The sequence below is a fragment of the Streptomyces sp. NPDC007901 genome (assembly GCF_042959465.1).
Lineage (GTDB): Bacteria > Actinomycetota > Actinomycetes > Streptomycetales > Streptomycetaceae > Streptomyces.
Window position 1 is genome coordinate 86,259 of record NZ_JBIBKW010000006.1, and the last position, 15,106, is coordinate 101,364.

Annotated in this window: 11 protein-coding genes; 7 read left to right on the forward strand and 4 right to left on the reverse strand. The window is 70.2% G+C overall.

The features are described from left to right. Nucleotides 1-159: 159 nt before the first annotated feature. Entirely contained in the window at nt 160-1,899 is a 1,740-nt protein-coding gene (locus tag ACFZDK_RS20790; RefSeq protein ID WP_390974385.1) for an AIPR family protein, read from the reverse strand. A 90-nt stretch (nt 1,900-1,989) separates the two neighbouring features. Between ACFZDK_RS20790 and ACFZDK_RS20795 the strand changes: the two genes are divergently transcribed. Continuing rightward, a complete protein-coding gene (locus tag ACFZDK_RS20795; protein ID WP_390974387.1) occupies nt 1,990-2,124 on the forward strand; it encodes a hypothetical protein in 135 nt (44 codons plus the stop codon). Between the two features lie 992 nt (nt 2,125-3,116). Here ACFZDK_RS20795 and ACFZDK_RS20800 read toward each other — a convergent pair. Together ACFZDK_RS20800 and ACFZDK_RS20805 are read right to left on the reverse strand one after the other, a co-directional pair. Then, nucleotides 3,117-4,868 carry an FUSC family protein gene (locus tag ACFZDK_RS20800; protein WP_390974389.1) on the reverse strand — a complete coding sequence of 584 codons (1,752 nt, stop codon included), beginning with the start codon at nt 4,866-4,868 and terminating at the stop codon, nt 3,117-3,119. A gap of 198 nt (nt 4,869-5,066) precedes the next feature. Then, entirely contained in the window at nt 5,067-7,856 is a 2,790-nt protein-coding gene (locus tag ACFZDK_RS20805) for an AAA family ATPase (protein WP_390974391.1), read from the reverse strand. A gap of 181 nt (nt 7,857-8,037) precedes the next feature. Between ACFZDK_RS20805 and ACFZDK_RS20810 the strand changes: the two genes are divergently transcribed. From ACFZDK_RS20810 to ACFZDK_RS20825, 4 genes are all read left to right on the forward strand, one after another. Next, nucleotides 8,038-8,952: an MBL fold metallo-hydrolase gene (locus tag ACFZDK_RS20810; RefSeq protein ID WP_390974393.1), complete on the forward strand. Its 915-nt coding sequence runs from the start codon at nt 8,038-8,040 to the stop codon at nt 8,950-8,952. A 21-nt stretch (nt 8,953-8,973) separates the two neighbouring features. Then, complete coding sequence (locus tag ACFZDK_RS20815) at nt 8,974-10,467, forward strand: carboxylesterase family protein (protein WP_390974395.1); 1,494 nt, start codon at nt 8,974-8,976, stop codon at nt 10,465-10,467. A 45-nt stretch (nt 10,468-10,512) separates the two neighbouring features. After that, a complete protein-coding gene (locus ACFZDK_RS20820; protein ID WP_390974397.1) occupies nt 10,513-10,896 on the forward strand; it encodes a Rid family detoxifying hydrolase in 384 nt (127 codons plus the stop codon). Nucleotides 10,897-11,131: 235 nt separating this feature from the next. Then, nucleotides 11,132-11,830, forward strand: a complete 699-nt coding sequence (locus tag ACFZDK_RS20825) for a hypothetical protein (protein ID WP_390974398.1) — start codon at nt 11,132-11,134, stop codon at nt 11,828-11,830. A 286-nt stretch (nt 11,831-12,116) separates the two neighbouring features. On the opposite strand, the gene ACFZDK_RS20830 is transcribed toward ACFZDK_RS20825, so the two are convergent. Next, the gene (locus ACFZDK_RS20830; protein WP_390974400.1) at nt 12,117-12,269 is read right to left on the reverse strand and encodes a hypothetical protein; all 153 of its coding nucleotides are present in this window, start codon (nt 12,267-12,269) and stop codon (nt 12,117-12,119) included. Between the two features lie 938 nt (nt 12,270-13,207). On the opposite strand from ACFZDK_RS20830, the gene ACFZDK_RS20835 reads away from it, so the two are divergent. Further along, the gene (locus ACFZDK_RS20835; RefSeq protein WP_390974402.1) at nt 13,208-14,188 is read left to right on the forward strand and encodes an SCO3242 family prenyltransferase; all 981 of its coding nucleotides are present in this window, start codon (nt 13,208-13,210) and stop codon (nt 14,186-14,188) included. A gap of 23 nt (nt 14,189-14,211) precedes the next feature. Then, nucleotides 14,212-15,057: a TIM barrel protein gene (locus tag ACFZDK_RS20840; RefSeq protein ID WP_390974404.1), complete on the forward strand. Its 846-nt coding sequence runs from the start codon at nt 14,212-14,214 to the stop codon at nt 15,055-15,057. The last annotated feature ends 49 nt before the right edge of the window (nt 15,058-15,106 follow it).

Below are 15,106 nucleotides of genomic sequence, written 5' to 3' on the forward strand. Positions count from 1 at the left end.
CGTCCTGCTACGGCAGCATGGCGAGCCGGAACGGGCCATGTCCTGGTTCCGGCTCCGGTCGTCGGGGACGACGCGTGTGCGTGCGGCTGCACTGTGTGTCCGTGCGTCGCCTGGACAGAGGCTGGCGCGACGTGGTGCACCAACGACGCGGTCACAGCGCTAGCGTTCGATGTGGTAGCGGCTTTGGGAGACGACGGCTTGGCGGAGTTTGGTGGTGAAGTCGGCGGTGCGGGCGATGCGGTCGACGCCGCCGGCCTTGCTCTGGCGCAGTGCGCTCTTGAAGTTCTGTTCGAGGGTGCCCGTCATGCGGGACATGAGATCGTCGCTGAGGTGGTCGAGGTCGATGTTGAGCAGGTCCCGCGGGCTGGGCTGCCGCAGTCGGGTGAGGGCGTAGGCGGACATGGCAGCCAGGGGGTAGAGCCAGTTCTCAAGGGTTTCGCCCAGGAGCGGCCGGTCTTCGGCGTATTGGGTGAGGAAGCCGCGCAGTCGTGTGTGGACGTCGAGGCAGAGGCGGTAGATGTCCAGGTCCTGGCGTGTGGTGAAAATCTGGGCGTAGTGCTGGTCGTCTAGGAGCAGGGCGTCGGAGTGGCGTAGCGCGGTGTGCGGCTCGCGCAGGGCGAAGGCGGTGAACTCTTTTGCCATGCGGGCCATACTGACGACCCGGTCGAGGGGGAAGCCGAGGTTGCGGTAGTAGCCGGCGCGGCGTTCGTAGTAGTACCCGCCGGCGTGGGTGAGGCTCTCCTCGATGTCCTTCTGGATGGATTCGGTGGCCCGCAGCGCACCGGCCGGCAGCTGGGTCTGGCTGTTGGTGGCCCGGATGATGCGGTCGCGGGCCGTGCCGGATTCAGGAGCAACCACGATCTTGACCAGGAGCGAGCGGTCGCGGTGCTGGCCGCCGTTTTGGACGTAGCTGTAGATCTCGTGGCTGGTCTGCAGTCCGTTGACGATCTGCGGTTCCTTGATGACGATCCTCTTGCCGGCGATCTGGGCGGCATCGGCGACGACGGTGACGCCGTTGTTGAACCACCAGAAGTCCTCGCCGGTACCGGACTTGAGGGTCTGGCCAATGGCGTTGTTCACCGCGGTCGAACCGGCGTAGTCGCGCACGTTGGACTCGAACAGCTCAAGCCGCAGCGCCTCGTTGTCGGAAGTGATGAAGCGGTAGTACTCGTCCAGCCGGGCCAGGCACACGTAGCCCTCACCGAGTGAGGTGCTCATCGGGGTTTCGGTGAACACCAGCTGCGCGACTGCCTTTGCACCGCGGGCGGTCCGTTCGCGCAGATCGGCGGCGTTGAGGTATTCGAGTTCGGCCCTCGTGTCGGAAGTGATTTTCGCGAGTTCCCGGCGCAGCCGATCGCCTTTGGCCTTGACGTTGGGGTGGGGCGTCTCCGCCGACTTGTTGGCGTAGATCACCTTGATGCCGACCTGGGGGAACGAGGAAGCCAGCTCCTCGAGGACGTGCAGGAAGCGCCGTGTGCGGTCCAGAAGTTTGGCGTTGGTGTGGGCGACCAGGTCCTCTTCGTCCCGGTTCATGTCAAGCAGCGTCGGCAGATGGAAGTGCAGCTTCTCGATGACCGTTTCCTGGTAGCCCGAGTTGTTCTTGGCTTGCAGGATCACCAGCTCGATCCTGTCTGCCCGCGGTGGCAGGAACTGATGGGCATCGGCGGTGATGTAGCGCTTGTCCACGAAGGTCCAGATGCCGTCGATGCCGCAGTCGTGGGCGCCGTCCACGATGCCGTCTGTGATCTCGTCGTTGTCGAGGTCCCAGTCCTGAAGTGCTTTGTCGGCGGCGAAGAACGTGAAGAAGTCGTCCCTACTCCGGTCAGGCGCCAGCTTCCGGTGCTGGTCCTCCAGGATTCGGTCCAGCAGCCGCTGGTCGTTGTTCTGGACTGACGTCATGCAACACCCCCACCACACCATCAGAACCCGGACAAAAGGATGTTGGCAGGTTCCTCGGACGGTGAACACCCCGCGTGCTAAGGGGAGTTGATGGGAAACACCTCCATGGAGCCGAGGGCGCCCGGCCGGTTCCGCAAGACGGCAGCGTTGAGAGGGCAGGCCGCGGTCACCCTTGCGGGACGACTGACGATCGACGGCGACCGGTTCAGCCGGGAGGCTGCCTGAACAGAGCCTCGAGCGGATGGCGCAGCGGGCAATGATCCTGTATATGCTCCGACTTGCTGGGCTCTCGGCTGAAGTGCGACGATGGAGGCAACGGAGCTTGCAACAGCTGCCCTCGATCAGCGGAAGGCGGTGTGTGAGGCAGCGAGGCTGTCCAGCGGGAGCCTGAACAGACAAACTCCTTTACTCGGCCGAGTACGCTGAACACTGACCTCGAAGAACGACCCGTCGCACGCCGCTCAGTGACTCCGCAACTGGGGGTCAAGGGGTCGCAGGTTCAAATCCTGTCGTCCCGACCAGCTTTGTTGCAGGTCGGAGGCCGTGCTGGAGTGATCCGGCACGGCCTCGCGGTCATTCTTGGGGACCATTTGGGGACCAGCGCACTTGACTGCGCTGAAGCGCACCTTGACCCAGTCAAGGTGCGCCATACGGTCCGTCGACCCGCGCCCTTTCCGTCGTCCGCGGGCCGGTCCCCGCGCGGCCACGTCCATCCAACGCCCCTGCCGGTAGTGGTCGATGCTCGTGCCTGTGTTCCGGGTTGCCGGCCAAAGGCGCAGACGGTGCCGCCGCGGTGGTTGTGGGTGGTGTACTGCGGTCGTCACGAACGTCAGGCGGCTACCGAAGGCGACGCCGCCGTGGGCGGCGGTGGGGCGTGTACGGACCGCAGCGGGCCCCTCAATGCCGAGGCACACGACGCGGCCGCCCGCAGGGCCGCCCGCCGGGCATCGGCCTGCGCCGGGCCCTCGCCCGGTACGAGGAGGCCATCCGGCAGCTCGCCCTCGAAAACGACGCCCCGCGCCAGGGCGCCACCGTCGTTCCCCAGCCCGCCCGGCCGAACCTCCCACTCGATCACAGCCCTGACCCGGGCCCATCCGGGTCTGCTCAGCGCGTGAGGGCCGCTGGCACTGCGTAGATGTGTCCGTTGTCCGCTCCGTCCGGGGCGCTGTCGGTCGGCTCCTGGAACCCCCACGTGTCGGCGGAAGGACCGCCGGACATCAATGCTCGGCGCACGCGGATTGCATGGACGTCGAGGCCGTCGGCACAGTGCCCTGCCTCTTGCTCCCCTGGTGGGTTCCTGACGTCCGTCGGGGGTGGGGCGGCGATGCCACGTCTCGGTTGGGTCCGGTGTCGGTGGCGAGGCTTCGTGCGCGGAAGGCAGTCGCTTCCACGTGCTCGAGCAGGCGGCGGGCCCGGGCGCGTTCGGCGCGGTGGGGGTTGAGCGGGTGCATGAGGGGACGGCAGGCTCTGCGAAAGTCTTCCAGTGCTTGGTAAAGATCACGCGCGTCGGACGTGGGCCGCCGCATGCCGTCAGCCTGCGGCGTGCAGCGCGTGAGGTGGCCGAGAAGGACGAGCAGCTCCTTCAGATGCTCGTTGGCGACCGTGCGGACACGGGTGGGAACGACGAGTAGCGCGGCGAGGATCCCGCATCCGGCCCCCAGGGCGGTTTCCTGGATGCGCAGTGAGAGAAGTTCCGGTGAGAGTGTGTGCAGGAGTGCGAGCACCATGCTGAGGGAGCCAGTGATGAAGAAGGTCACCGCCCAGTAGCTGCCGGAGGGCGTGTAGAACATGCCGAAGATGCAGGCGAGGAGGAAGGCCAGGGCCAAGGACGTATGCCCGGCCGCCAGGACGGCGAGGCCGTATCCGAACGGCACGCCGGCGACTGTGCCGATCAGCCGTCGGCCGCTTTGCAGCAGGATGTCCCCGGTGTGCTCGGCGTTGATGAAGACCACCCATGCCGTGGCCACGGCCCAGTACCACAGGTGTGGGGAGACCAGATGCCCGCCGAGCATGGCGAGTGCGGCTGCGGCGGTCACCTGGCATGCCTGCCGTGTCGTGTACCGCGACGGACCTGCGGACGGTGCCGCCGCCGGACAGAGCTTGAGGTGGTTGCGCTCTGTGAGATTCGTCAGCTCCACCGGCTCCGGATCCAGCACGGCGACGGCGGACGGCGCCGCCGGATCCTTCGACGCGCGGATCGCATGCACTCCGAGGCGCTGCGTGGTCGCGTCCGCTCGTGCCGTCCGCTCCAGCTCCGCCATCGCGTCGCGGGGGTGCGCGGCGGGGGCCTCGTTGAGGAATTCCTGCATCAGCAGCGCGGAGGCGTGCAGTCGCTCAAGACGTCGTTGGAGCCGGCGGGCGTCGCCCGCGCCATCTGTCCTCAGCTCCTGCGTGGCCTGCTGGGCATCAAGAAGACGTGTGTCGAATGCCGCCCTGAGGCGGGTGAGAATGCCGTACGACGTCGCGGGTACCAGGCCGAAGCGAGCAACTCCGGCCGCGATGAAAGCGATGGCCAACGCACTGGTCAGTTGCGGGAGTTGATGGGGCCGGATGCCGGCGAACTGGGACAGGAAGTAGGCCATGAAGCCGAAGATCCCAAGGTCCAGGCCGCGCTGTCCGAAGCGGCGGGCGTAGACCGCGGCGAAGATCAGCAGCAGGAAGGCCGGGCGGGAGGCGACGGGGAAAGGGGCCAGCAGGCCCCCGGCGATCAGGGCGGCGAAGGTCACCGGCGCCCCTGCGAGCAGGGTGCGGAACTGGATACGGGGGTGCAGGTCGCTGCTCGCCAGAGAGGTGACCACGGTCGTGAATCCACCGGCCAGAAGGACGACAGAGGGCTGGTCCAGTGCGGTCAGCGCGGCCAGGGTGAGAGTGAGGCCGAGGACCGCTCGCAGCCCGGCGGCCAGGCGCAGCAGTCCCGGGTCGGCTGCGGCGAACCGGTCCCGGAGCGACGCTTTCTTCGCAGCCACCATGGATTTCCGTCCTTCGACGCGGTGGGCCCTCCCCGTCCGGCCGCGACGAAAGCGCGGCCGTGCGCAGCCGGAGAGGGGCTGGCCTTCGGTTGCGCGGGCGAAGGGGTTTGCTGCCGTCTTCGCCCGCGTGGCCAGTCTGGTTCGGCGGGATGCCGCGCGGTATGCGTCAGGTGACTGCTTCTGTCGCCGGGCGTGGCCTCAGCCCTGGTGGTCGGCGGCTGCGAGGGTGCCTTCGACGAGGTCGCGCAGCTGGGAGCGGGCGGTGATGCCCAGTTTGGGGAAGCTGCGGTAGAGGTGCGAGCTGACCGTGCGCGGGGAGAGGAAGAGCTTCTCGCCGATCTCGCGGTTGGTCAGTCCGCGGGCGGCGAGCCGGATGATCTGCTGCTGTTGCGGGGAGAGTTCGGCGAGGGCGTCGGGAGTGGCGTCCGTGACGTCGAGGCCGGCGGCGCGTGCTTCGGCGCGGGCGCGCTCGATCCACGGGCGGGCGCCCAGGCGCCGGAAGGTCTCCAGGGCCTCGGTGAGCGGCGCTCGCGCCTCGGCGATGCGTCGCCGGCGCCGCAGCCATTCGGCGAGGTCGAGCAGTGTCTGGGCGTGTTCGAAGGGCCAGTGTTCCAGTACGGGGTCGGCCAGGGCCGCCCGGAAGTGCGGCTCGGCGTCCTCGGGGTCGGCCAGCAGGCCACGGGCCCGCTCGATCAGCGCGCGCAGCCGGGGTGAGGCGCCCGCGGCCAGGGCGTGTGCGGAACGCTCCACGATCGTGGCGGCCTCCTCACGGCGGTCGCTGCGGACCGCGGCGGCGGCCAGATCCGCGAGGGCCGGATACGAGGCGTGGTAGTGCACGGGTGCGCCATCTGGCGTGAAGACCGTGCGCAGTCGGTCGTACGCCGCCTCGTGCGCGCCTTCCGCGAGGGCCGCGGCGCCGAGCGCACGACGGGCGTAGACGGCTACCGAGCGGCTCTCCAGCGGGTCGATCAGGGCGAGCGCGGTGGCGGCCCGCGCCCGGGCCGCGGACGCGTCCCCCTGGTAGGCGAGCACGGTGGCGTCCACGGCGGCCGCGCAGGCCACGGCGTGGTCGAGGCCGGCCGTGGAACCGAGCGCGCTGCTGCGTGTGCAGGCTTCCCGGGCGCGCCCCCATCTTCCTAGTTCCACATAGCTCCAGGCAGCCGCGCCGCCCAGACCATCCGGCAGCGGTCCCCGCATCCCCCAGCGGTCGAAGGCTTCGTCGAAGGCGCGGACGGCCTGCGGGGTCTCGTCCAGCAGCCAGGCCATGATCGCGAAAGCGGTGAGCCGGTCGGGGCGCCGTCGCGCCTCGGCGGCGACTCGCGGGAGCAGGGAGAGCAGTTCAGTCCTGTCGTCGGAGGGGTCGGACACGGCCCGCACCCAGGCGCGCAACCATGCCTGTGACGCCTCCTCGGGAAGCCTCCCCAGGACGGCCTGGATGCGGCGGTGTTGGGCGTCCTCTCCGCAGTAGAAGCGGACCACGGCGGCGCCGGCCAGAAGGTCCAGCGCGGTGGCGGGCCGCGCGGACGCCAACTCCTCGGCGGAGTCGGCCAGTCGGGAGAAGACCACGGTGTGGCGCACAGTCAGTGCTGCCAGTCGTCCGACTTGCATGGCGGCGTCGGCCAGGAGCGAGGCGTCGTTGGTACGCGCGCGTACTGCAGCAGTCAGTTCCTCGACCCAGGCGAGGTCACCGGTGAGCACGGCCTCCGCGGCGGCGTCGACCAGCAGGCGGGCCCTGTCCTCGCGTCGCGGTGCCAGGTCCGCGGCGCGTTGCAGGGCCTTGGCCGCTGCCGCGTGGCCGCCGCGGCGCCGGGCCCGGTCGGCGGTCTGCTCCAGCTCTGCCGATACGGCCGCGTCCGGGGGTGTGGCTGCGGCCGCGAGGTGCCAGGCGCGCCGGTCCGGTTCGTCCGACAGCAGTTCGGCGAGCGCCAGGTGCGCCGCGCGCCGGGCGTCGACGGGCGCGGCGTGATACACGGCGGACCGGACCAGCGGGTGGCTGAACCGGAGGTCCCGGCCAATCCGTCGAACCAGCCCGGCCTGCTCGGCGGGCGGCCATGCGTCGTCCTCGGCGTTCGGCAGCACGGCCGGGACGGCGATCGCGGAGTCGACGGTGTCCATGGCAGCCAGGAGCAGCAGGGCCCGAATGGTCGAGGCCGGCAGGCCGTTCAAGCGGGCAGCGAAGATCCGCTCCAGGTGATCCGTGAGGGGCAGCGGACCCGTGGACGGCTGCCCCGCAGCCGCCTCGCGGGCGGTGACCGCCCTGGTCAGTTCGGTCAGTGCCAGCGGGTTGCCGTCAGCCTCGTCGAGGATCTGCGTTCTCATCCGGCCGGTCGGGTGCTGCGGCTGAAGATCCAGCAGCTGGCCGGCCGCGGCGTCGTCGAGCGGTCCCAGGGTGAGCGTCGGCACCTGCCGGTCGAACCCCGGCAGGTGATCGCCGACGCGGGCCGCGATCAGCATCGTGACCGGTTCGCCTGCCAGCCGTCGGGCCGCGAAGGACAGTGCATCCAGGGACGCACGGTCGAACCACTGCGCGTCGTCGAGGACCACGACCACAGCCCGTCGGTCCCCGAGGGCTGAGAGCAGGCTCAGCACAGCGACACCGATCAGCATGAGGTCGGCTTCCGCCGGGGCCGGCCCCGCGCCGAAGGCGCCGTGCAGCGCAGCGCGCTGCCTGTCCGGCAGCCCGTCCACCTCAGTCGATACCGGCCGCAGCAGCTGGTGCAGGGCGGAGAACGCAAGGCTCGACTCCGACTCGCTGCCCTCGGCACGCAGGATGCGCGCGCCCCTCGCCTCGGCCCGGCGCGCCACCCGGTCCAGCAGCGCGCTCTTTCCCATACCCGCGTCACCGAGCAGCATCAGAACCCGGTCGGCCGATGCTGCATCCACCGTCTGAAAGAGGCGTGCCAGTTCCGTGTCCCGGCCGAAGATCGGCCTTTCACTGTCCGACTCCGGTCCCGCGGTCGCACGGGGGCCGCCTGCGTGCTCGTCCACGGGGTCTCCAGAGAATTGTGGCTCGTCGAGCGGAGCCGTCTTGCCTTGTCGCCCCCAGGCTACAAGCGGCCCGGCCCGGCGTCCGGGGCATGCGGACCGGTGCAGTCACGTGACGGATACCGCGCGCACGGGGGCTGCTCTTAGCGTTTCAGGAAAGCCTCCGAATTCTTGAGGAACCCCCATGGAACAGATCAAGCTCGGCAACGTCACCATCACCCGGGTCTGGGAATACTACGGTTCCGTCGAAATGACGCCCGACACCTTTTTCCCGGAAAGCTCGAAGGAAGTCTGGGAAGAAGGTGCTCCCTGGCTGACCCCGCATTTCCTGGATTCCGAGACCAATATCGTGAATTCTGCGATCCAGACCTGGCTGCTGCGCAGCGAGGGCAAGACCATCCTCGTCGACACGGGTGTGGGCAATCACAAGGAACGCCCGTACGCGCCGGTCTGGAGCCACCTCGACACCGGCTTCCTGGCCAATCTTGCGCGCGCCGGCGTCGAGCCCGAGGACGTGGACACCGTGATCAACACGCATCTCCACGTCGATCACGTCGGCTGGAACACCTACCTGGACGGGCGGCAGTGGGTTCCCACGTTTCCCAACGCCACGTATCTGATGCCGAAGGACGACTTCGACTTCTGGAACCCGGAGAACGGTCACAAGCCGCTGCTCGGCCGCGGCAACCAGAACGTCTTCGAGGACAGCGTGGCCCCGGTGCACCAGGCCGGCCAGACGCTGCTGTGGGAGAACAGTCACCAGATCGATGCCGACCTGCGTCTGGAGGCGGCTCCGGGCCACACTCCCGGCTCCTCCGTGCTGACCCTCACCTCCGGGACGGACCGCGCGGTGTTCGTCGGCGACATGCTGCACAGCCCGGTGCAGATCCTCGAGCCGGACGTCAACAGCTGCTTCTGCGAGGACCCCGAAGGCGCCCGCGCCACCCGCCGCAAGGTGCTGGGCTGGGCGGCCGACAACAACGCACTCGTGATCCCCGCGCACCTGGGTGGCCACGGCGCCGCCGAAGTCGTACGCGAGGGCAGCAGCTTCGCCATCAAGGGCTGGGCCCCCTTCACCCCATACACCGAGCAGGGCTGACGCCCGCAGAAAGGCATCACCGTGAACCACCACCCCGACCCCGTCGTGACCACCGCGCAGGGAGCCGTCCGCGGTCTGCGTCAGGACGACGGCACCGCCGCCTTCTTGAACATCCCGTACGCCGCCGCTCCCCTCGGAGCCGGCAGGTTCGCCCCGCCGCAGCCGCACGAGCCCTGGGACGGCGTACGCGACGCCACCGTGCCGGGGCCCAACGCACCCCAGTCCGAGCGCAAGCTCGGCAGCGTGGACATGTCCCCCTACTTCGGCGTCGGCTGGAGCCACGGGGAGGACTACCTCACCGTCAACGTCTTCACGCCCGCAGCCGCGAACGGCCACCTGCCCGTCATGGTGTTCGTCCACGGCGGCGGATTCGTCGCCGGATCGACACGCTCCGCCCTGTACGACGGCTCCGCCTTCGCCCGCGACGGCGTCGTCCTCGTCACGCTCAACTACCGGCTCGGCATCGCCGGGTTCCTCGACATCCCCGGAGCACCCGCCAACCGCGGCCTGCTCGACGTCGTCGCCGCCCTGCGCTGGGTCCGCGAGAACATCGCCGTCTTCGGCGGTGACCCGCACAACGTCACCCTCTTCGGCCAGTCGGCCGGGGCGACCATCGTCGGCGGCGTCCTCGCCACCCCCGAAGCCACGGGACTCTTCCGCCGGGCGGTCGTCCAAAGCGGCAGCGGCCTGGGCGCGTTCACCACCGAACAGGCCGCCCGCGTCACCCAGGCCGCCGCCGAGGTGCTGGGCATCGAGCCCCATGTCGACGCCTTCGCGGACATCCCCGACGAACGCCTGGTCGAGGCCGCCTCCCGGCTCGCGGGCATCGACCTGCAGACCGACACGCACCACGACCCGCTGATCGGCCTCAGCCCCTTCAGCCTGGTCCTGGACACCCAGCCCGCCGACTCTGTCGCCGCCGGCCTCGGCGCCGACATCGACCTGCTCATCGGGACCAACGCCGAGGAAGGAAACCTCTACCTGGTCCCCGTGGACAAGTACGCGACCTCGACCGCCGACGACATCGACGACACGGCGGCGCGCTCGCACCCGAACCCGGCGCAGCTCGTCGAGACGTACCGGAAGACACGTCCCGACGCGTCCTACGGCGAGCTCCGGTCGGCCATCATGGGCGACGCGCTGTTCGGCGCGGGCAGCCGGGCCCTGGCCGGCGCACACGCCGCCCATCCCGACTCCGCCACCTTCGCCTACGAGTTCGCCTGGCGCTCGACGGCCCTGAACGGAGAGCTCGGCGCCACCCACGCGGTGGAACTCCCCTTCGTCTTCGACCTCGCGCAGCTCCCCCAGTTGCAGGGTGCGAGCGCCCTCCTCGGCCCCGACAAGCCCCCAGTCGAGCTCGCCACCCGCATGCACGAGACCTGGGTCCGCTTCGCCACCACCGGCAATCCCGGCTGGGACCCGTACGACACCGAGCGCCGGGCCACGATGCGCATCGACACCGAATGGACCCAGGTCGACGACCCCCGCAGCCGGGAACGACGGGCCTGGATCTGAACCCGCCGCACCTACCTCCGCCACCTCCTTCAAGGACACACCAGCATGACCAGAACCGTCATCACCACCGAGAACGCACCCGCCCTGCCGGCCCCGCTGTCCCAAGGCATCCGCAAGGGCCCCGTCCTGCAGGTCTCCGGGCAGCTCCCCCTCGACCCGGACACCGGCGAGGTCGTCGGCACCACGGTCGCCGAGCAGACCACACAGACCCTGCGCAACGTCACCGCCGTGCTCAAGGCGGGCGGAGCGGGCCTGGAGGACGTCGTGATGCTCCGCGTCTACCTCACCGATCCCGCCCACCTGGCCGAGATGAACGAGGCGTACGCGACGGCCGTCGGCGAGCCGTTCCCCGCCCGCACCACCGTCTACATGCAGCTCCCTCCCGGACTGCTCGTCGAGGTCGACGCCCTGGCCGTGCTGGACGACTGACCAGGCATACAGAAGGGCCGGTCCGAGACGGTCCTCGCACCGCCGTCCGGACCGGCCGCACCAGCCCAGAAAACGAAAGGGGGGCGGGATGGGCGGCCGTCTGCCGAGGGCGTGCGCCAGTCTGAGGGTCGCACCGACAGACCTGCTGGACGCCATGTGCGCGCTGGCAGGGCGCCCCTCGCCGCCCTTGGGACCTCATCCGGTACGTCGCGTCCACGGCCAGGTGCTCCACGCAGTGGCGTCGCTGCCTCTGGGCATGCTGCAGTCGGGCGACGTCAGCGCGGCGACAGAGGTACGCGCCGGCCTCCTGAAGGCCGACGTCCCGCCCCCGGCGGACGCGGCCGCCCGCTGCATCCAGCAGACGGTCGACGACCTGGGGCCCGCCGACCTGTGGGCGCTGGCCCGCGGCACCGCCATGACTCGCGACGACCTCGCGTGGGGCGCTGCCGCAATCGCGGTACAGGGGCGTCTGGAGCAGTCGGACCCCCTGGACGACCTCGCCGCGCAGACCCTCGTGGACGAGATCGCCGAACGGACCCCATGCCAGTGGGGCCGGTCTCACGCCGACGCGGTACGCGCCGCGCTGTACCGGACGCTGGCCGACCTCGCCGACGCCCTCCTGGAGGTGTCAGAGTCAACCCCGACGCCTCTGGACTGGACCACCGACAACGACGGGAGGCGCGCCTCAGCCGTGATCGGCGGAGTGGTCCACGACGTACTGGTCCAGAAAGCGGAGAACGCGCCTCCTGCAGCACAGTCCGTCTGGTACCACCCCCCGCCTCCTGCCGCACACACCGCCTGGCAGTGGCGTATCACGAGCGGACCGGTCAGCCGCACCTCCCACGGTCGCGGGCCCTTCCCTTCCGCGCTCGCGGCACGGCATGCGGCCGAGTGCGCGATCACGGCACTCGCCGCCGGGAGATGCAGCCTGTGAGAGGTGTCGGCACGCGGACCCGTGCCGACACCCGCGCCTCACCCTGGCACCCACATGGGCACCTGCCCGGGCAACCTGCTCGCTCGCTCGGAGGGGCAACGCCCGTCGGCGAAGCGGCTGGAGCAGGAGATCAAGATGAGGATGCCAGTGCGCACGCTGATCGGGATCTGTGCCGGACCGGTGCGCCTCGTCCTGCCGAAGGTGCAAGGGTCCATGCACCAGGGTGAACGGGCCCATCTCAGGGCCCGCACCCCCTGAGCCCCTGTCGGGCCGGCGACGGCGTCTCTCACTCGCCGCCGTCGAAGAACGGCTCCAGACCGTGCGCACGCGCGCCCAGCACACCTCGCGACACCTCGGCCTCCATCGGCCCGCTGAACGTATCCCCTCCCGCCGCGCGGGAGGCGGCAGTGGCCCTGGCGTCAGCCGTCAGCAGGTCCATGTGGATCCCGGCCCCCGCCGTGCGTGCCAGCCGCTGCCATCGGGTTCGTCCACGGCCACTTGCTCCAACCGGCGGCCCTCCTTGCTCCCGTGGGGACCAATTGGGGACCACACGGTGCCCGCGCTCCTTCACTGTGTGCCCGGTGCTGCGCGTTGAAGTCCCTGGTTTATCACCGAAAGTACCGGCGAAAGGGGTACCGCCCACTCCTGGGGGTCAAGGGGTCGCAGGTTCAAATCCTGTCGTCCCGACTGGAGACAGTCGCAGATCAGGGCCGGTTTCGGAGGTATCCGAAACCGGCCCTTGATCATTTTTTTGTAAATATCATGGCCAGAAGTAGATTGCCGGCCCCGGCCCAAGGCCGATGCCGGAGTCCCGCGGAGCTGTGGACCGGGAGCTGAAACAAGCCGGTGTGCGAGCTGGGCACGCAGAGCTGCTTGCGGTGGCGCGAGCGGGGGGCACGCTCGTTCTCGTCATCCGGCGGGTCTCGGCGTCGCACGAGTTGAAGCATGCCGAGCCGATGACCTGGAAGGGGCCGGCTGCGCGGATGGCCTGCGGACCGTCGAACGCCCGCTCGGACACAGTGGCGCCGTTCAGGACGGTGAAGCTCACCTGCTGTGCTGACAGGTGGGGGTGTGCGACCTACTCGAGGTCCCGTCCTGCCGCTCGCCCACTCGGCAGCCCCACCCACCGCCTTGACGCAGCGGTGTTGCACCCGGCGGGACGCCATCACCGGGCGTGCGCGGCATGTCCGGTCACGGCGCGGCGACGGCGGTCGTGCGGCGACTGCGGCAGCCATGACCGCCGCGCCGGTCCGGCTCAACTGAACGCTGTGCTCGCGGCGTTCAGGGTCAGGGCAGCGCTTTGTTCTGTTTCCTTTGTCACTTCGATCGGCACGGGTGAACCATGTGAAAGCTGCAAATTTGGATTAGTGTGCGGCCATGAAGACACGGAGGCGGCTCTCCGACCTCGCACATCTCGTCCGGGCGCCCGCCGTGCTGAGCGTCCCCGGCGATGTCCTCGCGGGAGCGGCGGCCGCTGGTGGCCCCCTGAACTTCCGGACGTTCGGTGCCGTGGGTTCGTCCGTCTGCCTCTACTGGGCGGGGATGGCCCTCAACGACTACGCCGATGCCACGATCGACGCCGTGGAGCGCCCCGAGCGACCGGTGCCGTCGGGCCGGGTGCCCCGTCGCGCCGCACTCGCCGTCGCGGGCGGTCTGACCGCGGCCGGCCTGGGACTCGCGGCCGTCACCGGAGGGCGCCGCAGCCTGCTGGGTGCCGTACCTCTCGCGGGGCTGGTGTGGGCGTACGACCTGGGGCTCAAGGGTACTTCGGCGGGCCCGGCGGCCATGGCGGGCGCACGCGCCGTGGACGTTCTCGTGGGCGCGCCGGCGGCCGACCCCGGCGGGCGGGCCGGCAGCGTCCTGCGGAAAGGCGCGGGCCCGGCGGCGCTGGTCGGAGCGCACACGTACACGCTCATGGCCCTGAGTCGCCACGAGATCCACGGAGCCCCTGCCCGGCTGCCGGCCGCGACCCTGGCCGCCTCCACGGCCACGGCTGTCGCGGCGGTCGTTCCGGTTGTGAGCGGGGCCGTCCGTGACATGCGGCGTTCCGGACCCGGGCTCGCCGGCCAAGCCGCCCCGCGCCGGGCGGCCGCAGGCGCCGACGCCGCCCGGTCCGCCGCCCTCGTCACCGTCGGCGCCGCCCTCGCCTACCTCGGCACCTACGGAAGCGCCCAGCTCAAAGCCGTCCGCAAGCCCTCCGGTGAGAACGTCCGGCGGGCCGTGGGCTCCGGGATCCTCGCGCTCATGCCGTTGCAGGCGGCGCTGACCGCGCGGGCCGGGGCGCCGGCCGCCGCCACTGTCCTCGGCGTCGGCCATCCCCTCGCGCGACGGCTGGCTCGGCGCATATCCCCCACCTGAACGCTGTGTGAGGTACCACCAGCATGGAACCACCCCCCACGCCCCTGAAGTTCGGCTACGGCACCAACGGCTTCACCCAGCACCGGCTCGACGCGGTCCTCGGCATCCTCGCCGACCTCGGTTACGACGGCGTCGCCCTCACCCTCGACCACGTCCACCTCGACCCCTACGCCGAGGACCTGTCCCGGCGCCTCACCACCCTGGCCCGCTCCCTCAACCGCTACGGCCTGGACGTCACGGTGGAGACCGGCGCGCCCTATCTCCTCGACCCATGCGGCAAACACCTCCCCACGCTGATGTCCGAGACGGACGGGCGAAGAACCGACCTCCTGCGCCGCGCCGTTCGGATCGCCGCCGACCTGGGGTCTCCCACCGTCCACCTGTGCAGCGGCCCGGCGCCGGGCGGACTGCCGGAGGCGGACGCCTTCAAGCGGCTGGCGGACGGACTCACGGCAGTGCTGGAGACCGCGGAGCGATACGGCGTGGCTCTCGCCTTCGAACCGGAGCCGCACATGTTCGTGGACACCGTCGAGCGATGTCTGCGTCTGGCCGAACTCCTCGGCGGACACGAGCTGTTCGGCATCACCCTGGACATCGGGCACGCCCACTGCGTGGAGCAGCGGCCCGTGCTGGAGTGTGTTCGGATGGCGGCGCCGCGTCTGCTGAACGTACACATCGAGGACATGCGGCGCGGTGTCCACCAGCACCTCGAATTCGGCGCCGGCGAGATCGACTTCCCGCCGGTGCTGGCGGAACTGCGCGCCCTCGGGCATCGCGGGCTGGTCTCCGTGGAGATCCAGGGCGGTTCCCTGGACGCCCCCGAAGTCGCCCGGCGCTCCATCGACTTCCTCCGCGCCGCAGCAGCGTAACCCTCCCTCCATTCCCCACTCCTCCCGTGCCACAGGAGGTTCGGCCCGA